Origin of the sequence: Kitasatospora sp. NPDC057223 (genome assembly GCF_042669755.1) — a bacterium.
In the GTDB taxonomy this organism is placed as follows: Bacteria; Actinomycetota; Actinomycetes; order Streptomycetales; family Streptomycetaceae; genus Kitasatospora.
Map to the genome: position 1 here is coordinate 1 of NZ_JBHUWW010000042.1, position 19,887 is coordinate 19,887.

Sequence of the window (19,887 nt, forward strand, 5' to 3'; positions counted from 1 at the left end):
GCGCCGCGGGCGGCCGCGCCGCGCCGCCCCGGCTCCTGCCGGCGGCGGCCGGCGAGGACGGCGGCCGCGGGCCGGCCGGCGCACGCTCCGGCGCGCCGGCCGCGAAAGCCGCCGCCGATCGGGAAATTCACCTCGGAGAGTGACCCGGGTTATCCACATGCCCCGGTTGTCCACAGGAATTGGGATCCGGCTTGTGGGGATTTTCGGTGAAGGACACTCTCAACTCGTGCCGGTCGATTCCGTACGGTGCATCGGTGTGAAGGGAGTGTGTGCCATGAACGAGACGCTGGTGACAATGCTCGGAAATGTCGCGTCGGCGGTGAGCTACACGCAGACGACCGGTGGAGTTCCGGTGGCGAACTTCCGGCTGGTCGCCACCGAGCGGCGCTACGACCGGGTGAAGGGCGAGTGGGTCGACGGTGACACCCACTGGGTCACGGTGGTCGCCTGGCGGTGGCTGGCGGCCAACCTGGTGAGCTCCCTGAGCAAGGGCGATCCGGTGGTGGTGAGCGGCCGGCTGAGGATCAGGGAGTGGGAGGAGGGCGAGCGGCGCCGGAGCTCGGTCGAGATCGACGCCCGTTCGGTCGGGCACGACCTCAGTCGCGGTACCTCGGCGTTCCGTTGGGCGGTGCGGGCCAGGGCCGAGCCCCTGCCCGGGGCCGGGGCGGAGAAGGAGACCGGTGCGGCGACGCCGGGCGGGGCGCCGGCCGAGACCGCGGTGCCCGAGTGGATCGTCGCGGCGGTGGAGGCCAGGCGGGCCTCCGTCGGGGCGGGCCGGGAGGCGGCGGGCGGGCCGCTGCCCGAGGGGGAGGCGGCCGTCGTGTGACCCGCGGTCCGTTCGGCGCCGTTGCCAAGTGCTGTCATCCGGATACTTCTTGACCTAACGAAGGCGCAATTCGGATCGGCCGTTGAATCACCGTGATCGCCTGGCGGGCCGTCAGCAGATGAGGGCGATCAGCAGGTTGATAACGATACAGATACGGTATCGTCCTGATTCGGTACGGTGGTTTGCGCGCCCTCTCGGCTCAATAGGATGCCTCTGGTTCACACAAGTGCAGCGGCGCCTCAGGGGGCGTGTCAATGCAAGGCGGGCCGCCTTCGGCATGGCCCGACCCGGAGGGATCACTGATGTTCCACAAGCAGGGGTGGATTCTCCCCCGCATAGCTACTGTCATGCTCACATCCAGCCTCGTGGTGGGTGGAAGCGTCCTCGCCACCGGCTCGGCGACGGCTGCCGACGGTTCGGGCGCGGGCGTCAGCGCCGTCCTCCAGCCGGCCATGGAGAGCGAGGAGATCTCGGTCGAGCCGGGCCGCTCGGTGCAGGGCGGTCTGTTCACCCTGAAGACGGCGAACGGCACCATCCAGACGTACTGCATCGACATCGACCACGGCGTCGACACCGAGGACAAGGTCGAGTACCAGGAGGCGGACTGGAAGTCGAGTTCCCTCGGCGCGGCGAACAAGGCCGACGCCGCGGCCAAGATCCGCTGGATCCTGGAGAACTCCTACCCGAAGGTCACCGACCTCACGGCGCTCGCGAAGACCGTCGGTGCGGCCGAGCTGACGAAGGCGGACGCGGCGGCCGGCACCCAGGCGGCGATCTGGCAGTTCTCGGACGGCAAGAAGCAGGCCACGCCGAAGAACGCCAACGCGAAGAAGCTCACCGAGTACCTCGTCGGCGACCGCAACAAGGGCATCGCCGCCGAGCCGAAGCCCTCGCTCGCCCTCACCCCCGAGAGCGTCGCGGGCGCCCCCGGCAGCAAGCTCGGCCCGTTCACGCTCAACAGCAGCGCGGACGAGGTCAAGCTGGCCCTGTCCGGTGACACCGCCGGCAAGGCCGCCCTGGTGGACAAGGACGGCAAGCCGCTCGCCGCCCTGAAGGGCCCGATCGCGAAGGACACCCAGTTCTTCCTGGACGTCCCCGCCGACGCGGCGGACGGCTCCGCCACCGTGACGGCCTCCGCCACGACCGTCGTCCCGACCGGCCGGGTCTTCCTGAGCAAGGGCTACACGGCCAAGAAGCACAGCCAGACGATGATCCTGGCCGGCTCCGACACCCTCGCCGTCAGCGACAGCGCCAAGGCCGCCTGGACGAAGGCCAAGGGCGCGCTGCTCACCGCCACGTCGAAGGTCGACTGCACCCAGAACGGCGTCGAGGTGACGGTCACCAACACGGGTGACCAGCCCGCCACCGTCACCGTGCAGCCGGGCAAGGCCGTGAGCGTGCAGCCCGGCAAGCCCGTCAAGGTCCTCGTCCCCGTCGCCGAGGACACCGCCTACGACATCAAGGTCACCGGGCCGAACGGCTTCGCCCAGGAGTTCCAGGGCGTGCTGGACTGCAAGGTCGCCAGCGTCACCACCCCGTCGGCCTCGCCGTCCGCGAGCAGCAGCCCGTCGGCTGCCGTGACCGCGAGCCCGACCCCGTCCGCGACCCCCGTCGCCACCTCCTCCGCGAGCACCCCGGCGGCCGCCGTCGCCACCAGCGCCCCGGCCGGTCCCAGCCTCGCCCAGACCGGTGGCAGCAGCGCCACCCCGGTGATCGCCGGTGTCGCCGGAGCCCTCGTGGTGGCCGGTGCGGCAGCGGTGTTCGTGCTGCGCCGCCGCGGCCGCCACGGTGGCGCCGCAGCCTGAGCCGGCGCCCCGCGGCGGAAGCCGTAGCCCGGCCCACCGGTAGGGCGTGACCGCCCTGCGCGACCCGACGGTCCGGTCCCCGCACCCCGCGGGGGCCGGACCGTCGGCCGTCGTACGCAGCCGTACGGCGTCGCGTGCGGAGGCCGGCCGCTACCACGGGCGTTCGGGAGGCCGTGCCCGGTGCGGCACAATGGAAGGCTGCAAGCCGAATACTCCCGACGACGCCGGAGCGATCTCACGTGGCGGAATTCATCTACACCATGCGCAAGCTGCGCAAGGCCCACGGCGACAAGGTCATCCTTGACGACGTGACGCTCAACTTCCTCCCCGGGGCGAAGATCGGTGTCGTTGGCCCCAACGGCGCCGGTAAGTCCACGGTGCTGAAGATGATGGCCGGCCTTGAGCAGCCCTCGAACGGTGAGGCCTACCTCTCGCCCGGCTACTCCGTCGGCATGCTCCTCCAGGAGCCCCCGCTCGACGAGACCAAGACCGTGCTGGAGAACGTCCAGGACGGCGTGCGCGAGGTCAAGGGCCAGCTGGACCGCTTCAACGAGATCGCCGAGCTGATGGCGACCGACTACTCCGACGAGCTGCTCGACGAGATGGGCAAGCTCCAGGAGAAGCTGGACCACTCCAACGCCTGGGACCTCGACGCCCAGCTGGAGCAGGCCATGGACGCGCTGGGCTGCCCGCCCGGTGACTGGCCGGTCACCAAGCTCTCCGGTGGTGAGCGCCGCCGCGTGGCCCTCTGCAAGCTGCTGCTGGAGGCCCCCGACCTGCTGCTCCTCGACGAGCCCACGAACCACCTCGACGCCGAGTCGGTGAACTGGCTGGAGCAGCACCTGGCCAAGTACGCCGGCACCGTCGTGGCCGTCACCCACGACCGGTACTTCCTGGACAACGTGGCCGGCTGGATCCTGGAGCTCGACCGCGGCCGCGCGATCGGCTACGAGGGCAACTACTCGACGTACCTGGAGGCCAAGCAGTCCCGCCTCAAGGTCGAGGGCCAGAAGGACGCCAAGCGCGCCAAGCGGCTCAAGGAAGAACTCGAGTGGGTCCGCTCCAACGCCAAGGGCCGTCAGGTCAAGTCCAAGGCCCGCCTCGCCCGGTACGAGGAGATGGCGGCCGAGGCCGACAAGATGCGGAAGCTGGACTTCGAGGAGATCCAGATCCCGCCGGGCCCGCGCCTGGGCAGCATCGTGGTCGAGGTCAACAACCTCTCCAAGGGCTTCGGCGACAAGGTCCTGATCGACGACCTCAGCTTCACCCTGCCGCGCAACGGCATCGTGGGCGTCATCGGCCCGAACGGCGCCGGCAAGACGACCCTGTTCAAGATGCTGCTCGGCGAGGAGACGCCGGACAGCGGCTCGATCAAGGTCGGCGAGACGGTCAAGGTCAGCTACGTCGACCAGGGCCGCGCCAACATCGACCCGAAGAAGACCCTCTGGGCCGTCGTCTCCGACGAGCTGGACTGGATCAACGTCGGCCAGGTCGAGATGCCGTCCCGCGCGTACGTCTCCGCGTTCGGCTTCAAGGGCCCGGACCAGCAGAAGCCGGCGGGCGTCCTCTCCGGCGGTGAGCGCAACCGCCTCAACCTGGCGCTCACCCTCAAGCAGGGCGGCAACCTGCTGCTCCTCGACGAGCCCACCAACGACCTGGACGTCGAGACGCTCTCCTCGCTGGAGAACGCCCTGCTGGAGTTCCCCGGCTGCGCCGTGGTCATCTCCCACGACCGGTGGTTCCTGGACCGGGTGACGACGCACATCCTCGCGTACGAGGGTGACAGCAACTGGTTCTGGTTCGAGGGCAACTTCGAGTCGTACGAGAAGAACAAGATCGAGCGGCTGGGCGCCGACGCCGCCCGCCCGCACCGGGCCACCTACAAGAAGCTGACCCGGGGCTGACCGCCCGCACGGGGGCGCCGCCGCTCGGCGGTGCTCCCCTGTGACAACGGCCCGGCAGACCGGCCCTGAGGCCGGTCTGCCGGGCCGTTGCCCGTACGCTCGTAGGAGACCGGCGGGGTATCGGAAGTTTGAGGAGAACACTCGTGGCACGCCACATCTACGCCTGCCCACTGCGGTGGTCCGACATGGACGCCTTCGGGCACGTCAACAACGTGGTCTTCCTGCGCTACCTGGAGGAGGCCCGGATCGACTTCATGTTCACCCAGGCCGCCGAGGCCGGCGCCGGGGAGTTCGCGGGCGGTTCGGTGGTGGCCCGCCACGAGATCGACTACAAGCGTCCGCTGGTGCACCGGCCGACGCCGGTCACCATCGAGACCTGGGTGACCAAGATCGGCGTCGCCTCGCTGACCGTCTCGTACGAGGTGAAGGACACGGCCGAGGACGGCACCGAGACGGTCTACGTCCGGGCGTCCACCGTCGTCGTGCCCTACGACCTGCAGGCCGCCCGGCCGCGACGGATCAGCGCCGTGGAGCGGGAGTTCCTGAGCCGTTTCACGGACGTGCCGGAGCCCGTTGCCGTTGCCGCGGCCTGACCGCGCCCTCCCTTTGCCGAATCCAGTACGGCTGCGTCGCGCGGCCGAGCCCTGCGCGCGTGCAGGCACCGCCGATCCCGGAGTGAGCCCCCGTTGACCAGTCATGCCCGTCTCCTCCTCGCCGACGCCGGGGAGGCCGCCGACCTGGCCGCCTTCCTGGTGCGGCTGCTGCGCTTCGACCGGGCGGCGGCGGTGCGGTTGCAGGCGGTGTCGGGGAGCGGTGCGCAGGCCGCCGGGCAGGACGTGCTGGCCGTCTTCGGGCGGCTGCCGCTGGGTGGTTCGGGTGCGCTCGCCGTCCGTACCGCGCGGCTCGCCGGGCTGGACGCGCCGGTCGACCGCACGGTGTCGGCGGGCCGCCTGCTGGAGGACATCGACGAGAGCGCGAACGCCGTCACCCTGCCCGCCTCCGTCACCGGCCCGGCCTGGGCCGGCCTGTTGCCGCCGCGCACGGGCTGGCGGCTGGTCGCCGAGCCGCCGGCGTTCGAGGTGGTCCCCGAGTTGATGGCGGGCGTACGGGAGTTCAAGGAGCGCAGTGCGGCCGTCCCCGAGCCGCACCGCACCCGCGCCGTGCTGGACGCCCTGGCCGACGAGATCTGGTCCCGCCCGCTGACCGCGGCGCCGGAGCTGCCGTTGCGGGCGGCGCACGCCTCGTACGTGATCGGGTTCCTGAAGCCGGCCGCGCCGCTGACGGTGCACCGGGCCGGCGGGTGGCTGCGGTTGAGCGCGCCGGCCGGCTCGGTCGCCGTCCGGAGCGCCGCGGCGCCGGGGGCGGGCCTCGGCCTCAGCCCGCTGCGGGGCCGGTAGCCGGCTCAGCCCTCGCTGTTGATCATCGAGGCGGCGGCGTAGGTGAGGTAGTCCCAGAGCTGGCGCTCGGCGTCGGGGGCCAGGCCGAGCTCGTCCACGGCCGTGCGCATGTGCCGCAGCCAGGCGTCGTGGGCGGCGCGGTCGACCTTGAACGGCACGTGCCGCATCCGCAGCCGGGGGTGGCCGCGCTGATCGCTGTACGTGCGCGGGCCGCCCCAGTACTGGATCAGGAAGAGGGCGAAGCGCTCCTCGGCGGGGCCGAGGTCCTCCGGGTACATCGGCCGCAGCAACTCGTCCTCGGCGACGCCCTGGTAGAAGCGGTGGACGAGTCGCCGGAAGGTGTCCTCGCCGCCGACCGCGTCGAAAAAGGTCTCCTCGCTGAGTGTTTCACGCCCGGTTTCAGTCACCTGACCATGGTCGCAGACGGCACAGGGGTCGTACACCAGGACTTTCGGCGTACGTCCGCGCCCGCGTCCGGGGCGCCGGGCTCGGTGCCGTGCGGTCCGGGCATTGCAAAATACATCCAGGAAGGTATATTTTACGGGCGTCGACGGTGATCCACGAGGTTGCCGCCCGCAACGGCCGTCCGCTGATTCGGCGGGCCGGGCCCCGCTCCCGCGTCACGGGCGATCCGCCCGATGTGACCACTCCGACTGCCGCCCTCCGCCGGACGGCGCGCCATCGCGCGCCCGCTCCCGGGGCAGGGGTCCGCGGTCAAAACAAACCTTCTGAACGGTTTATTTATACCCTCGGCCGAGCTTCGGCCGACCCTTGGCCGACAGTACGGCGGGCCGACAGCACGGCGGACGGTGCGGCGACACGGAGGAAGCGATGCGGCACGGCAAGCGGGCGGGGGCGCAGCGGTGATCGACCTGAGCTGCCTCGGAGTCAACGCCCCTGGACTACAGATGTACCACCACCTGCTGGAACACCCGGACCAGGCGGAGCCGGCCGCGCCCGGACTGCCGGCCGAGGAGGTCGCCGCCGCCCTCAGCGGGCTGGCCGAGAACGGGCTGGTCCGCCGGGTGGAGGGGGACACCGGGCACTGGACGGTGATCGACCCGGCCGTCGCCGTCGAGCGGCTGATCTCCCGGCGCTTCACCGAGCTCAACGAGGAACTGCGCCGGGTGACGGCGGTGCGGGCAGCCATCCCCGAACTCATCGACCTCTTCCGGAGCGGCCGTGCACAGCCGCCGCCGATGGACATCGAGCGGATCGAGGGGCTGGCCGACATCCGGGCGCGACTCGACGACCTGGCGTTCTTCGCCCGGCACGAGGTGCTGGCCCTCCAGCCGTCCTTCTCGCCGGGGCTGATCGCGTTCTGCCGGCCGCTCGACCTGCGGTGCCTGGCCCGGGGCCTCTCGCTGCGCACGGTGGTCTCCCGGGAGGCCGCGGAGAACCCCGTCACCCGCTCCTACCTCCAGGAGGTCGTCGGCCTGGGGGCGCAGGTCCGGGTCGCGGACCGGTCCATGGAGCGGCTGGTCTGCTACGACCGCGCCGTGACGGTGGTGCCGGTCGACCCGCAGGACTCCGCGCGGGGAGCGCTGGTGATCCGGCAGGCGGGCCTGGTCACGGGCATGGTCCGGCTGTTCGAGGAGATCTGGTCCTCCGCGCCGGAGATCGCCGACTCCACCGGTGCGGCCGTGCTCTCCGAGGCCGAGCGGCAGGTGCTGAGGATCCTCTGCGAGGTGGAGAAGGACGAGGTGGGGGCCCGCCGGATGGGGGTCTCGCTGCGGACCTTCCGCCGGTACGTCGCGGACCTGATGCAGCGGCTGAACGCCGCCAACCGGTTCCACGCCGCGATGCTGGCCAAGGAGGCGGGCTGGATCTGAGGCGGGCCGGATCTGGGGTCGGCCGGATCCGAGGCCGGCTCGCCGTGAGGGGGCCGGATCCCGGGGACTGCCGGAGTGCTGCGCCTCACTCCCAGCCGTTGCCGGACTCCACGGCTCTGTCCGGGTGCGCGCTGCTGGTCTGGAACACGTTCATGTCTGCCTCCGTCGGCTCCGGTCGCCCGGGCGCAATCCCGGGGCGGATTCCCCGGACCGACCAATCTGCCAGCCGGAGCGTCCCGCCCGGGCCGCCGGCGCCGCCAGCATGCTGCACGCCGGTTGCAGCATGCTGCCAGGCGCCGGACGCCGGGCGCGGCTCACGACCCTCCGTCGCCGGACAGCCGCCAGGCCCGCAGGGCCGGGTCACCGAGCGCCCGGGCGACCGCGCTCCGCAGTGCGGGCTCGTCCGGTGCGTAGCCGTGCAGCTCCACCTCCGCGCCGTCGGTGCTGCGGTAGTCCGTACGCCACCGGGCGGGGAGCTGCGCGAGCAGCCGGGCCGCGGCGACCGGTGCGGCTTCGGCGTCGCGGGCGCTGTCGGTCCGGATCCGGACGGTGCTGGGTGCGCCGGGGGCGCCGGGGCGGGCGAGCAGGCGCCCGGCGACGACGGGCAGCAGGTCGTCCAGGCCGGAGCGGTAGAAGTGCCCGCCGGGGAGCTCCACCTCCTCGAAGCCCCGGTCGGTCAGCGCCGACCAGCCGGCCACCAGTGCGGCGTCCACCAACGGGTCCTCGGCGCCGCGCACCGCGAGGACCGGGCAGCCGACCGGTTCGGGCCCGGCCGGGCGGTAGCGCGCGGCCGCCGTCACGTCGGCCTGGAGCACCCGCCCCACCAGCCGCCGGGCCAGCGGACTGGCCCGGACGACGGCGGGCAGTCCGCCCAGCGCGTCGACCCGCTGCCACAACTCCTCGTCGGTACCGATCAGGTCGGCCGCCGTCGAGTACAGCCACGGCGGGGCCGAGGCGCTGAGCACCAGGAACTCCGGCGCCCGCCCGTCGGCCGCCGCCCTCGCGGCCCAGGCCGCGCCGAGCAGTGCGCCCATGCTGTGCCCGACCACGGCCCAGGGCACGCCCGGCTCGGGGGTGTGCTCCCGGGCCAGTTCGTCCACCAGCGCGGGCAGTGAGGTGAGGGGTTTCTCGGCGATCCTGGTTCCCCGGCCGGGCAGCTCGACCGGCACGGTGTCCAGCGGCAACCCGGCGGTGCGGGCCCGCAGTTCGTCCGGCCAGGCCCGGAAGACGCCCGCGGACGCGCCGGCCGGGGGGAGCAGGAACAACCTCACGCCGGGACCACCTCCCGGGCGAGCAGGGCGGCGGCCACGCTCGCGTGCTCCGCCGCGACCACCCGGCCGAGCGCACCGAGCAGTGCGCCGTCCTTGATGTCGTTGCCCAGCTGGGCGGCCCGGCACAGCATCTTGAGCATCCGCCAGGCCTTCAGGGCCTCGTTCAGCGCGGCGACCAGGTGCTCGCCGCGGTCGGGCAGCACCTCCCACGGCTCCGTGGTCCGTCCGTGCGCCTCGACCAGGGCCAGGTAGGCCCGTTCGATCATCAGCGCCGTGGTGTAGGAGTTGGCGAGCTGGGCGTAGCGCCGGGTGGCGGGGCCGGCCAGGTCGCGGGTGAACTCCTCCCGGTAGGCGTCGATCTCGGTCGCCAGCCGGGCCCGGTCCGCGAGGAAGCCGGCCATCGCGCGCTGCTCGCGGGCCGCCACCGTCCCGTCCGCGAGCCGCTGCCGGGCGAGGTCGCCGACGTTCAGGCGGTAGAGGGTGTCGTGCTTCTCGTACACGTGGAAGAGGTTGGAGCGCACCGCCTCGACGAACAGCCCGCGGTCGAAGGTCAGCGCCAGGGTGCGGACACCGACGTTGTCGATGCCGGTGTAGGTGTCCCGGTCGAAGTCGATGACCGTCACCTTGTGGCCGTTGGTGCGGTGCTCCTGGAGGTAGTACTCCTGGAAGTGCTCGTGGTAGTAGCTGTCCACCCGGGCTATGCAGTGGCCGTGTTCGCGCACGGACGCCCTGATGGTGGCCTCCAGGTCGCCGTCCACCGGCAGGTGGTACTTCTCCACGCCGAACTCCTGGAGCAGGACGACGTCCCGGGCGGCCTCGCTGTCCAGCAGGTTCCGGCAGGTCAGGCCGCCCCAGTCGGAGCGGATCCGGGGTGCGCCGGCGACCAGCAGGAACGCGGCGAAGAGCCGGCTCGGCAGCAGCTGGGCGAGGCTCACCACGTGGCAGTCGTAGTAGACGCTCTCCACGGCCTCCCACCGCAGGCCGGTGGTCTCGGACTGGTGGTCGGTCTGGCCGGCGTTCATGCGGGGCTCCCGTACTGGAGGACGAGCGTGGCGGGGGAACGGAAACTGAAACCCTCGACGGGGTCGGGGCGGGACTCGGCGAAGCGCAGGCCGGGGCAGCGCTCCAGCAGGATGCGCAGCGCGGTGGTCACCTCGGCGAGCGCCATCCGGCGGCCCATGCACTGGTGGCGGCCGGCTCCGAAGGACAGGTGCGGGTTCGCGGCCCGCCGGGGGTCGAACACGTCGGGGTCGGTGAAGACCTCGGGGTCGCGGTTGGCGGAGCCGAGCAGCACGGTGAGCAGTGACCCGCGGGGGACGTCGGTGCCGAGCAGTTCGCCGCCCGCCCAGATCCGGACGGTGCTGTGGATCGGCGGTTCGAACCGCAGCGTCTCCTCGACGATCCCGTCGAGCAGGGCGGGTTCGGCGTAGGCCTGCCGGAGCAGTTCGGGGCGGCTGCACAGGATGTGCAGGACGTTGGCCAGCAGGCGGTTGCTGGTGTCGATCGCGGCGGGGATCAGCAGGCCGATCTGACGGACGATCTCGTCGTCGCCGACCTCGGCTCCCTCGGCGGTGGCCGCGAGGAGCTGCCCGATCACACTGCCGTCGGGGGCCGGGCGCAGCTCGTCGAGCCGCCGGTGCAGCAGGGCGCGCATGCCGGCCCAGGCGGTGACGGCGCTGCGGCGGCGCTCGGGCGTGGCCGAGTCGAAGTAGGCGATCACCGCGTCGGTGCAGGACTGGAACGCGGCGACGTCCTCGGCGCGGACACCGATGATCCGGGACATCACCCGGATCGGGACCTCGTTGGCGAAGTCGGCGACGAAGTCCGCGCGGCCCCGGCCGGCCAGTGCGTCGATCACGCCGTGCACGGCGCCGGGGACGAGTTCCTCCAGGTGGCCGGGTACGGCGGGGGCCGCGAAGCTGCGGCCGGTGAGCGAGCGCAGCCGGGCGTGCTCGGTGCCCTCCACGTCCATCACGGTACGGCCGAACAGCACCCGTGAGGCGCGGAACGGGCTCTCGACGGAGGCGTCCTTGTGCCGCAGCACGGCGCCCACCGCCCGGTGGGTCGTCACGTAGTAGGTGCGGTCGGTCTCGGAGCGGACCAGCGGGCCCTCGGCGCGCAGCCGGGCGTACGCCGGGTACGGGTCGAGGCGGAACTCGCGGGAGTCGAGGCCCTGGTCGGTGATCGTGGCGGTCGCGGTGCTCATCGCCCGGCCCCCTCGGCGGTCGCGACGAAGCGCAGGCGCCAGTAGTCGGCGTACCAGCGGCCGTCGCGGAGCAGCTCGGGCGCGGCCAGTTCGCCGGCCCGGCGCAGGACGTCCTCGCGGTCGGCCCCGGGGACGTGCTCGGTCAGCGCGCTGCCGAACATCCGGAGCCAGTCGACGACGCCCTCGGGGCAGTCGTCCAGGTCGGTGGGGCGGGAGAAGTGCTCGATCAGTTTCACCCGGAAGCCGTTGGCCTCCAGCAGCGCGGCGTACTCGGCGGGCTCGGGGAAGTACCACGGCACCCGCATGCCCGCGGCCAGGCCGCGTTCCGCCAGGGCCCGGCGGAGCGCGTCGATGATCCCGGCGACGTTCCGCGCGCCGCCCATCTCGGCGACGAAGCGGCCGCCGGGCCGCAGCGCGGCCCGGACGGCCCGGACGACCTCGTCGGGCCGGGTCATCCAGTGCAGGGCCGCGTTGGAGAAGACCGCGTCGACGGGGGTGGTGACCCTGAAGTCGTGTCCGTCGGCGAGGGTGGCGGCCTGCTGGAGGCGGGTGCTGGCGGCGACCACCATCTCCGGATCGCTGTCCACCAGGACGACGGCGGCGCCGCGGGCGCGGATCACCTCGGCGAGTTCGCCGGTGCCGCAGCCCAGGTCCAGCACGGTCTCGCCGGGTTGCGGGGCGAGCAGTTCGACCACCCCGCCCGCCAGGCGCGAGACGTAGCCGAACTGGGCGTCGTAGCGGCCGGTGTCCCAGGGGGACGGCCGGCGGGTGAGTTCCTGGGTCGTCGTCATCATCCTCGTCCGATCTGCATCAGCATGAGTTCGTCGGTGCCGCCGGCGAGCGCGAGGCCGAGGCCGTCGCGGAGCGCGCGTTCGGCCGGGTGGCCGGTCCGGTACCCGTCGGCGCCGGCGAGCTGCAACGACTCGTCGGCCACCCGGCGCAGCAGCACCGAGGCGCGGTACTTGCACATCGCCGCGTACGCGGCGGTGCAGCTCCCCTCGACCAGCAGCCGGACGCCCTGGAGGGCGGCGGAGCGCACCTCGGAGACCTCGGCGGACAGTTCGGCGAGCAGGAAGCGGACGTGCTGGTTGGTGAGCAGCGGGGCGCCGAAGGTCCGGCGGCGGCGGGCTCCCGCCACCGCGTCGTCCAGGACGGCGGCGGCGATCTCGGTCATCCGCACGGAGAGCATCACCCGCTCGTGGATCCAGTGCCGCATCAGGGTCAGCAGGCCCTGCCCGGCGGGCGCCAGCACCTCCAGGACGGGGGCGTCGTCCAGCACGATCGAGCCGGTGAGCCCGGTGTGGCCGGAGCCGGCCAGCGACTCGACCCGGACACCGCCGCCCGCGACGGCGACCAGCAGCAGCGCGGGGCCGCTGCGCGGGCCGGTGGCCTGCTCGGGGTCGTCGGCCAGGACCAGCAGGAGGTCGGCGAACGGCGCGTTGCTGATGAACCACTTCTGGCCGCTGACGGTGAGCCGGCCGTCGACCCGCCGGACGGTGGTGGACAGGCCGGCCAGGTCGCTGCCGCCGTCGGGTTCGGTGGCGGCGAGCGAGATGGTGGTGGTGCCGTCCAGCAGGCCGTCGAGGTGGGCCGGGTGGTGGGCGAGCAGGCGGGTGCCGACCTCCAGGTGGGTCAGGACGGCCGCGCCGGGTGCGCCGTTGCCGGCCCGGGCGAAGGCCGTGTGCAGCTGGATGGCGCGGCCCAGCGCCAGGCAGAGCGGGCTGCGGCCGACCCGGCCCTTGTCCGGCCAGGCGTCGCGGAGCAGTCCGGCCGCGCCGAGGGCGGCGATCAGCTCCCGGACGGGCGGGGTGGCGGGCTCCTCCCAGCGTTCGGCGGCGACCAGGCCGGGGTGTGCGTCGATGAAGGCGACGACGCGGTCGGCGTAGTCCTGGTCGGGGTTGGAGGCGGGCTCCCGGCGCAGGTCGGGGTCCGGATCGGGATCGAGGTCCACATCCACATCCAGGTCCAGGTCCAGGTCGAGGCCGGGGTTCGGGAGGGAGGTCCGGGTGTCAGTCATCCCAGCCTGCCAGGCTTGCGAGGGTGGTCATCATCATTTCGTCCGATCCCGTGGAGATGGAGAAGAGGCGGGCGTCGCGGAACGCCCGGTTGACCGGGCTGGTCGCGAGCTGGCCGGCGGCGCCGTGCAGGTGCAGGCACTCGCGGGCGACGGTGCGGGCGAGCCGGCTGGAACGGAGTTTCACGGCGGCCGACACGGAGCGGTGCTCCCCGCCGTGCTGCCACCGGTCGATCGCCGTGTACGCGAGCTGTCGGGCGCTCTCCACCTCCGCCTGGAGCCGGGACAGCCGGAACGCGACGTCCTGCCGGGTGCCGATCGGTGCGCCGAAGGTGCTGCGTTCGGCGAGCCGTTCCTGGGTGCGGTCGAGCAGCCGGGAGCTGATCGCCAGCGCCCGGCAGGCGGAGATGATCCGCTCCTGCTCGAACTGCCGGAGCTGGACGACTAGGCCGAGCCCGTGCCCGCCGAGGCGGTGGGCCTCGGGGACGAAGACACCGTCGAACTCGACCGTCCCGGCGACTCCGGCGGCGCGCAGCCCGAGCGTCGGCGCGCCGGGCAGTACCCGTACGCCGTCGACGTCGGCGGGCACCATCAGCAGGACGTGGCCGAACGGGCCCTTGGCCTCGGGCAGCCGGGCGAGCACCGCGAACGCGTCCGCGTACAGGCCGCCGACCACCCAGCGCTTGGTCCCGCTGAGGACGTAGCCGCCGTCGGCCGGGGTCGCGGTGGCGGCGACCGAGGCGACGTCCGACCCGGCGCCTGCCTCGGAGACGGCGTGCGCGAGCACGCCGGTGCCGGCCAGGGCCGGGCGCAGGAACCGTTCGACGGCCTCGGGCCGGCCGCTGTCGGCGATCATCGGCGCCACCATGTCGGCGTGCACGGTGACGGCCATGCCGACGCTGTCCGAGGAGAGTCCGCCGAGGCACTCGGCGAAGACGGCGTGCTCCCAGGCGCTGGCGCCCCGGCCGCCGAGGGCGCGCGGGAAGCGCATCCCCAGCCAGCCGCGGCCGGCCAGGCCGGTCAGCACCTCGCGCAGCGGGAAGCTGCCCGCCGCCTCCCAGCCGGCGATCCGCGGTTCCACCTCGGTGGCCAGGTGGTCGGCGAGCTCGCGTCGCAGCTCCTCCTGGGCCGGGGTGAACCAGCCGGTCCGGATACCTTGCAGCGTCATCGGGCACCCACCAGTTCGCGGAGCCGCACGGTGTCCGGCTTGCCGGTCGACAGTGCGGGGAAGTCGGGGAGGAGGACGAACTCGCGCGGCACCATGTAGCGCGGCAGCAGGCCGGCCACGTGTGCCACCAGCTCGTTCTCGGTGGCGGCGGCCCCGTCGCGGAGCCGGACGGCGCAGATCAGGGCCGCCTCGCCCCGCCGGTCGGGGGCCGCCGTGACGAAGGCCTGGGCGACGGCCGGGTACGACTCGACGGCGCCGCGCACCTCGTTCAGGTTGATCCGGTAGCCGCGGACCTTGACCTCGTCGTCGGCGCGGCCGGCGAACGCGATCACACCGTCGGGGTGCAGCTGCCCCAGGTCGCCCGTCCGGTAGTGGCGCACGCCGTCGACGTCCAGGAAGGCGGAGCGCTCCTCCTCCGGGCGGTTCAGGTAGCCGGTCATCAGCTGCGCCCCGGCGACGAGGATCTCGCCGGGCCCGCTGTCCGACACCCGGCCGTCGGCGTCGCGGAAGGCGATCCGCACACCGGGCAGCGGCCGGCCGATCGGGTAGGGCTCGGTGCGGCCGGGCTCGCGCCGGGCGATCGGCTGGGCCACCACCAGGCAGGTCGCCTCGGTCGGGCCGTAGCCGTTGACGACCTCGGCGTTCCCGGCGGCCGACAGCCAGGCCTGGACGGTCGCCGGGTTGAGGATCTCGGCGCCGGTCATGATCCGCCGCAGGCTGCCCAGACGCCGGCCGGTCAGGCCGTCGCCGTGCTGGGCGAGCAGGGTGAGGGTCGAGCCGACCGCCGCCATGTGGGTGACCTGCTCGCGTTCGATCAGGTCCAGCAGCAGGCCGGGCAGCGGGACGGCCGGGCCCAGGTGGACGGTCGCGCCGTGGACGAGCGGCAGCAGCAGGTCCACCACGGAGACGTCGAAGTGCAGTGCGGAGGTGTTCAGGCAGACCGAGTCCGGGCCGATCCCGAGCAGTGGGCCGACGGCGTCGAAGAACGCGTCGAGCGCGCGGTGCGGGATGCAGACGCCCTTGGGGCGGCCGGTGCTGCCCGAGGTGTAGAGCACGTACGCGAGGTCCTCGGGGCCGGCGGGCGCCTCCGGCAGGCTGTCCGCCGGGGTCGTGGCGAGGTCCTCCACGGCCAGTACCGGGGTGGCGGCGAGGTCGGCGGCGAGCTGTTCCACCCTGGCCCGGGCGGTCAGCACGGCGGCGGCGCCGGCGTCCTCGACCAGGGCGCGCCGGCGGGCGGCGGGCGCGGACGGGTCCAGCGGGACGTACGCGGCTCCGGCGAGCAGCACGCCGAGGATCGCGGTGACCGCGCCGGGGGTCTTCTCGCCGTGCACCGCGACCCGGTCGCCGGGGCCGATGCCCCGCTGCCGGAGGGCGGCGGCGACCCCGCGGGCCTCGTTGTGGAGCTGCGCGTAGCCGGTCCGGCGCCCGCCCGCCGCGAGGGCGCAGCGGTCGGGAGCGTTGCGGGCGTGCTCGGCGAGGGCCCGTAGAAGGGTGCCGGTCACCGGGTGCTCCGCCGCGCGACGAGGTCGATCAGGGCGGTCAGGCTCTCCAGGGCGTCCAGGTCGTCGGCCTCGGCGCCGAACTCGACCCCGAAGTCGCCGCTCAGGCGGATGGTCAGCTCGACGGCGTCCAGCGAGTCCATGTTGAGGGCGCGCATGAAGTTGTCGTCGCCGGCCAGCTCGGCGCCGACCTCGCGCTTCTTGATCGTGCCGAGGGTCCGGATCAGGCTCTCGCGGACGGTGTCGGCCAGCAGGGTGCTCATGTGGTTGCCTTCGTTCTCTCGGATCGGGTGGAAAGGACGGGATTGGTGCGGACGGGAGTGCTGGGGACCGGAGTGGTGCGAACAGGGGTGGTGCGGAGTTCGGCCGGCTGCGCCCTGGTGCGGCTCTGGGACAGCACCGTCCAGGCGACGGCGCCGGTGACCAGGGCGGTGCCCGCGAGGGCGCCCCGGGTGAGGTGCTCGCCCAGCAGGAGCCACCCGAGCAGCACCGCGATGGCCGGATTGACGTACGCGTAGGTGCTCGCGAGGCGCTGGTCGACCCGGGCCACCAGCCAGGTGTAGGCCCAGAACCCGACCAGCGAGCCGAGCAGGACGAGATGGCCGCCGGCCAGCCAGAACGTCGGACCGAAGGTCTCCGGGTGCACCCGCCCCCACTCGCCGCGGCCCGCGGAGACCGCCAGCAGCGCCAGGCCGCCCGCGATCATCTGGACCGCCGCGCTCAGCGCGGTGCCGGCGGGCGGAGCGGTGCTGCGGTCGGGCCGGCCGGCCAGGTGGCCGGCCGCCGCCCAGACCGCCGCCGCCGCGAGCACCTGGAGCGAGGGCAGCAGCGGCCCCCGCTGGAGCCCCAGCAGCAGTGCGACGCCGGCCAGGCCGGTGACGACCACCAGCAGGTCGGTGGCGGCGGGGCGGTGGCCGGTCAGCCACCGGACCACCAGCAGCCACAGCGGTACCGTCGCGAAGCAGACGCCCGCGGCGGCCGAGGCCAGGTGCTGTTCGGCGATGCTCACCAGGCCGTTGGCGACCAGGAAGTGCAGGACGCCGAGAGTCGCGAACCGGCCGGTGCGTCCGCGCAGCCGCGGCCCGATGCCGCCGCGCCCGCGCGAGCCCCAGGCCACCGCCGCCAGCAGGACGGTGCCCGCGAGGGTGAACCTGACGCCGGCCGTGAGCAGGGCGGGTGCGGCCCGCACCACCACCCGGATGCCGAGGTACGTCGACCCCCAGAGCACCCAGACGGCCAGCAGGGCGGCGGCGACCTGGAGCCGCCGTGGTGCGGGTCGGGCCGGTGTCACCGGCGCTCACCCAGGCTGTGGTCCAGGTAGCGGGCGGAGGAGTTCAGCCGCCACAGCGCGCCCCGGGTCATCCCGCGCCGGGCGGTCGGGTCGGCGGCGGCGGGCTTCACCACGTTGGCGAACCAGCCGCTGGCGTGGTGCGCGTCGACCCCGATGTGCAGCTCGTGGTAGACGATCGCCGGGTCCGGCAGGGCGAGGCGCCGCCAGGCGTGCAGCACCTGCGAGAAGCGGTCCGGGACGAGCCATTCGGTCATCGCCAGGAAGCCGACGGCCTCCGGGAACAGGTGGCGGTAGCGGCAGCACAGCACGGCCAGGTTGCCGCTGAGCAGGGCCTCGGCGGAGAGCCCGCCGGTCAGTTCGGCATCCGTGATCCCGAACGAGTCGATGATGCGGCTGAACAGCAGCGTGTGCACCTGGGCCGGGTCGCCGTTGCCCATCTCGTCCCAGTAGTTGGCGGCGATCTCCATCTTCTCGCCGCCGCTGGTGCCCAGTTGCATGAGCGCCAGCAGGTCGTCGAAGCGGGCGTCGACCGCCGACTCCTGCACCACGTATCTGCGCAGGTCGGCCGGCGTCGCCTCGTTGCGGATGAACTCGTGGTAGTACGGGTGCTTGAACGCCCGGTGCGCGCGGGTGAGTTCCTTCAGCCAGGGGACGTACCCCTCCTGCCCGTCCGGGACGGCGGCCAGCACGGTCGCGTCCAGTGCGGCGTCCTCGGCCGCCATCGTGTCCAGCTCCAGGCGTCGGGTGACGGCGTGCAGGACGACGGACCCCTCCGCGCTGTCGCCGGACGGGAGTTGCAGGTGCAGGGCGTAGATCCGGGAGAGCAGGTACTGCTGGGCGAAGAAGGCGTCCTCGTCGCCGGCCGCGCGCAGCACGGCGAGCGAGGCGATGACGTCCAGCAGGGCGGCCTGGGTGGCTGGGTCGCCGAAGGCGTCGTCCAGCTCCTCGGCGGTGCGGGCGAGCCAGGGGGTGAAGCGGTCGACGAACGTGCGGGGCGCGTCCGTGCCGATCCGCGGGATCCGGACGGCCGGCTCCCCGGCGGTGATCGTGGCGGTGGCGGTGGGGGACATGGTGCTCCTTGTGGATGAGGTGGTCAGACCGCGTTCTTGCGGGCGGCCCGGCGCAGGAAGACCGCGATCAGGACGAGGCCCAGCACGGTCACGGCGATGTCCACCGCGACGCCGAGGCGGATGCCGCCGAGCAGGGCGAGGGCCGGTGCGGTCGTGGAGCCGTAGCCGGCGGCCCCGGCGGCGACGATCGAGCTGAGCAGCGGGATGCCGAGGGTGAAGCCGATCTGCTGGGTCAGCGTGGTCAGGCCGGTCGCCAGGCCCTGCTCCTCGTCCGGCAGGCCGGAGGTCGCGGTCACGTTGAAGCCCACGATGGCGGTGACGTTGCCGTAGAAGCCGATGCCGAGGACGGCCAGCACCACGATGAACCAGTGCCGGTCGGTGCCCAGGAACAGCAGGCCGACGTTGGCCGCCGCCTGCACGACGAGCCCGCCCACCAGGGTGGCCTGGCTGCCGAAGCGGCCGATGATCCTCGACGCGCCGAGGCCGGCGACCACCGCGGCCACGCCGGGCACCGCGAACGCGAGGCCGGTGGCGAGCGCCGAGTAGTGCAGCACGTCCTGGAGGTAGAGGGTCATCATGAAGATGACGGCCGTCTCCATGCCGAACGCGAGGAACCCGCCGAGGTTGCCCCACTTCACGGACGGGCGGTTGAGGATCCGGACGGGTGCCAGCGGAGCGGCCGCCCGGCGCTCGATCAGGTAGAACGCGGTCAGCAGCACGGCCGAGGCCAGCAGCGGGACGAGCGCGGACGGGTCGCCCCAGCCGTACGTGCCGGCGGCGGTGAAACCGTAGGTGAGGGCGAGCAGGCCGGCCGTCACGGTGACGGCGCCCGGCACGTCGAGGCGGACCTTGTCGGGGGTGCGGCTCTCCCGGATCACGGCGGGGGCGAGGACGAGCACCAGCAGGGCGATCGGCAGGTTGAGCAGGAAGGCCCAGCGCCAGGTCAGGACATCGGTCAGGACGCCGCCGAAGAGGGCGCCGGCGGTGAACCCGCCCGACAGCAGAGCCCCGTTGAGGCCCAGCGCCCGGGAGCGCAGCGGCCCCTCGGGGAAGGAGGTGGTGAGCAGCGACAGTGCGGCCGGGGTGGCCATCGCGGTGGCCAGGCCCTGGAGGACGCGGGCGGCGATGATCACTTCCTGGCTCTGCGCCAGACCGCCGAGCAGCGAGGCCGCCGCGAGCAGCGTCATGCCGGTCAGGAACAGCCGGCGGCGGCCGAGCAGGTCGCCGAAGCGGCCGAAGAGGAGGGTGAAGCCGGCGGCGGGCAGGGCGAACGCGGTCGCCACCCACTGCAGGTTCTCCTTGGCGAAGCCGAGGTCGGCGCCGAGGGCGGGCAGGGCCACGTTGAGGATCGAGAAGTCGACCGTCAGCATGAACTGGGTGCCCAGCAGCAGGGTCAGGATCAGTTTGTGCCGGCGGGTCATCCGGTCGGCGGGTGGTGCGGCGGGTGGGCCGACGGCCACCGGGGATTCGGCCAGGAGTGTCATGCGGGTGCTCGCTTTCTCGGCAGAGGTCCGTACGGGACGGAGCCCCGGCGGCCGCCCACCGGACATGACGTGACGTCAGTTCGGTGATGGGGGTGGCGGTTCGCCGGTACTCGATGCCGA

Annotated in this window: 18 protein-coding genes; 6 read left to right on the forward strand and 12 right to left on the reverse strand. The window is 73.2% G+C overall.

The genetic code is table 11. The features are described from left to right. The first annotated feature begins 274 nt into the window (after positions 1 to 274). The 5 genes from ACFUK0_RS17150 to ACFUK0_RS17170 all read left to right on the forward strand — a co-directional run bounded on the left by ACFUK0_RS17150 (position 275) and on the right by ACFUK0_RS17170 (position 5,932). On the forward strand, positions 275 to 826 hold the full coding sequence (locus ACFUK0_RS17150) for a single-stranded DNA-binding protein (protein ID WP_380250858.1): 552 nt from the start codon (positions 275 to 277) through the stop codon (positions 824 to 826). A gap of 347 nt (positions 827 to 1,173) precedes the next feature. Continuing rightward, a complete protein-coding gene (locus ACFUK0_RS17155; protein ID WP_380250860.1) occupies positions 1,174 to 2,631 on the forward strand; it encodes a Cys-Gln thioester bond-forming surface protein in 1,458 nt (485 codons plus the stop codon). Between the two features lie 239 nt (positions 2,632 to 2,870). Then, on the forward strand, positions 2,871 to 4,535 hold the full coding sequence (gene ettA / locus ACFUK0_RS17160; RefSeq protein ID WP_380250862.1) for an energy-dependent translational throttle protein EttA: 1,665 nt from the start codon (positions 2,871 to 2,873) through the stop codon (positions 4,533 to 4,535). 143 nt (positions 4,536 to 4,678) lie between these two features. Further along, positions 4,679 to 5,128 (forward strand): acyl-CoA thioesterase, encoded by a 450-nt coding sequence (locus ACFUK0_RS17165; protein ID WP_380250864.1) that lies wholly within the window; start codon positions 4,679 to 4,681, stop codon positions 5,126 to 5,128. A gap of 93 nt (positions 5,129 to 5,221) precedes the next feature. Next, positions 5,222 to 5,932 (forward strand): hypothetical protein, encoded by a 711-nt coding sequence (locus ACFUK0_RS17170; protein WP_380250866.1) that lies wholly within the window; start codon positions 5,222 to 5,224, stop codon positions 5,930 to 5,932. A 5-nt stretch (positions 5,933 to 5,937) separates the two neighbouring features. Here ACFUK0_RS17170 and ACFUK0_RS17175 read toward each other — a convergent pair whose 3' ends face one another. Next, positions 5,938 to 6,339, reverse strand: coding sequence for a globin (locus ACFUK0_RS17175; protein WP_380250868.1), 402 nt, complete (start codon positions 6,337 to 6,339; stop codon positions 5,938 to 5,940). A gap of 501 nt (positions 6,340 to 6,840) precedes the next feature. Here ACFUK0_RS17175 and ACFUK0_RS17180 point away from each other — a divergent pair. After that, complete coding sequence (locus ACFUK0_RS17180; RefSeq protein ID WP_380250870.1) at positions 6,841 to 7,764, forward strand: LuxR C-terminal-related transcriptional regulator; 924 nt, start codon at positions 6,841 to 6,843, stop codon at positions 7,762 to 7,764. Between the two features lie 314 nt (positions 7,765 to 8,078). On the opposite strand, the gene ACFUK0_RS17185 is transcribed toward ACFUK0_RS17180, so the two are convergent. The 11 genes from ACFUK0_RS17185 to ACFUK0_RS17235 are packed head-to-tail and all read right to left on the reverse strand — an operon-like array spanning position 8,079 to position 19,767. Further along, the gene (locus ACFUK0_RS17185; RefSeq protein WP_380250872.1) at positions 8,079 to 9,035 is read right to left on the reverse strand and encodes a thioesterase II family protein; all 957 of its coding nucleotides are present in this window, start codon (positions 9,033 to 9,035) and stop codon (positions 8,079 to 8,081) included. Next, entirely contained in the window at positions 9,032 to 10,057 is a 1,026-nt protein-coding gene (locus ACFUK0_RS17190) for a hypothetical protein (RefSeq protein WP_380250874.1), read from the reverse strand. Before ACFUK0_RS17190 ends, ACFUK0_RS17185 begins: the two co-directional genes overlap by 4 nt. Then, a complete protein-coding gene (locus ACFUK0_RS17195) occupies positions 10,054 to 11,241 on the reverse strand; it encodes a cytochrome P450 (protein ID WP_380250876.1) in 1,188 nt (395 codons plus the stop codon). The genes ACFUK0_RS17190 and ACFUK0_RS17195 overlap by 4 nt, the downstream gene beginning before the upstream one ends. After that, positions 11,238 to 12,032: a class I SAM-dependent methyltransferase gene (locus tag ACFUK0_RS17200; RefSeq protein WP_380250878.1), complete on the reverse strand. Its 795-nt coding sequence runs from the start codon at positions 12,030 to 12,032 to the stop codon at positions 11,238 to 11,240. The genes ACFUK0_RS17195 and ACFUK0_RS17200 overlap by 4 nt, the downstream gene beginning before the upstream one ends. Continuing rightward, positions 12,032 to 13,258 carry an acyl-CoA dehydrogenase family protein gene (locus tag ACFUK0_RS17205; RefSeq protein WP_380250880.1) on the reverse strand — a complete coding sequence of 409 codons (1,227 nt, stop codon included), beginning with the start codon at positions 13,256 to 13,258 and terminating at the stop codon, positions 12,032 to 12,034. The genes ACFUK0_RS17200 and ACFUK0_RS17205 overlap by 1 nt, the downstream gene beginning before the upstream one ends. Then, positions 13,251 to 14,423: an acyl-CoA dehydrogenase family protein gene (locus ACFUK0_RS17210; RefSeq protein ID WP_380250882.1), complete on the reverse strand. Its 1,173-nt coding sequence runs from the start codon at positions 14,421 to 14,423 to the stop codon at positions 13,251 to 13,253. Before ACFUK0_RS17210 ends, ACFUK0_RS17205 begins: the two co-directional genes overlap by 8 nt. Continuing rightward, positions 14,420 to 15,925: an amino acid adenylation domain-containing protein gene (locus ACFUK0_RS17215; protein ID WP_380250884.1), complete on the reverse strand. Its 1,506-nt coding sequence runs from the start codon at positions 15,923 to 15,925 to the stop codon at positions 14,420 to 14,422. Before ACFUK0_RS17215 ends, ACFUK0_RS17210 begins: the two co-directional genes overlap by 4 nt. After that, entirely contained in the window at positions 15,922 to 16,185 is a 264-nt protein-coding gene (locus ACFUK0_RS17220; protein ID WP_380250886.1) for an acyl carrier protein, read from the reverse strand. The genes ACFUK0_RS17215 and ACFUK0_RS17220 overlap by 4 nt, the downstream gene beginning before the upstream one ends. Next, the gene (locus ACFUK0_RS17225; RefSeq protein WP_380250888.1) at positions 16,182 to 17,213 is read right to left on the reverse strand and encodes an EamA family transporter; all 1,032 of its coding nucleotides are present in this window, start codon (positions 17,211 to 17,213) and stop codon (positions 16,182 to 16,184) included. Before ACFUK0_RS17225 ends, ACFUK0_RS17220 begins: the two co-directional genes overlap by 4 nt. Further along, entirely contained in the window at positions 17,210 to 18,283 is a 1,074-nt protein-coding gene (locus tag ACFUK0_RS17230; RefSeq protein ID WP_380250890.1) for an iron-containing redox enzyme family protein, read from the reverse strand. The genes ACFUK0_RS17225 and ACFUK0_RS17230 overlap by 4 nt, the downstream gene beginning before the upstream one ends. Positions 18,284 to 18,306: 23 nt before the next feature. Further along, positions 18,307 to 19,767, reverse strand: coding sequence for an MFS transporter (locus ACFUK0_RS17235; RefSeq protein WP_380250892.1), 1,461 nt, complete (start codon positions 19,765 to 19,767; stop codon positions 18,307 to 18,309). Between the last annotated feature and the right edge of the window lie 120 nt (positions 19,768 to 19,887).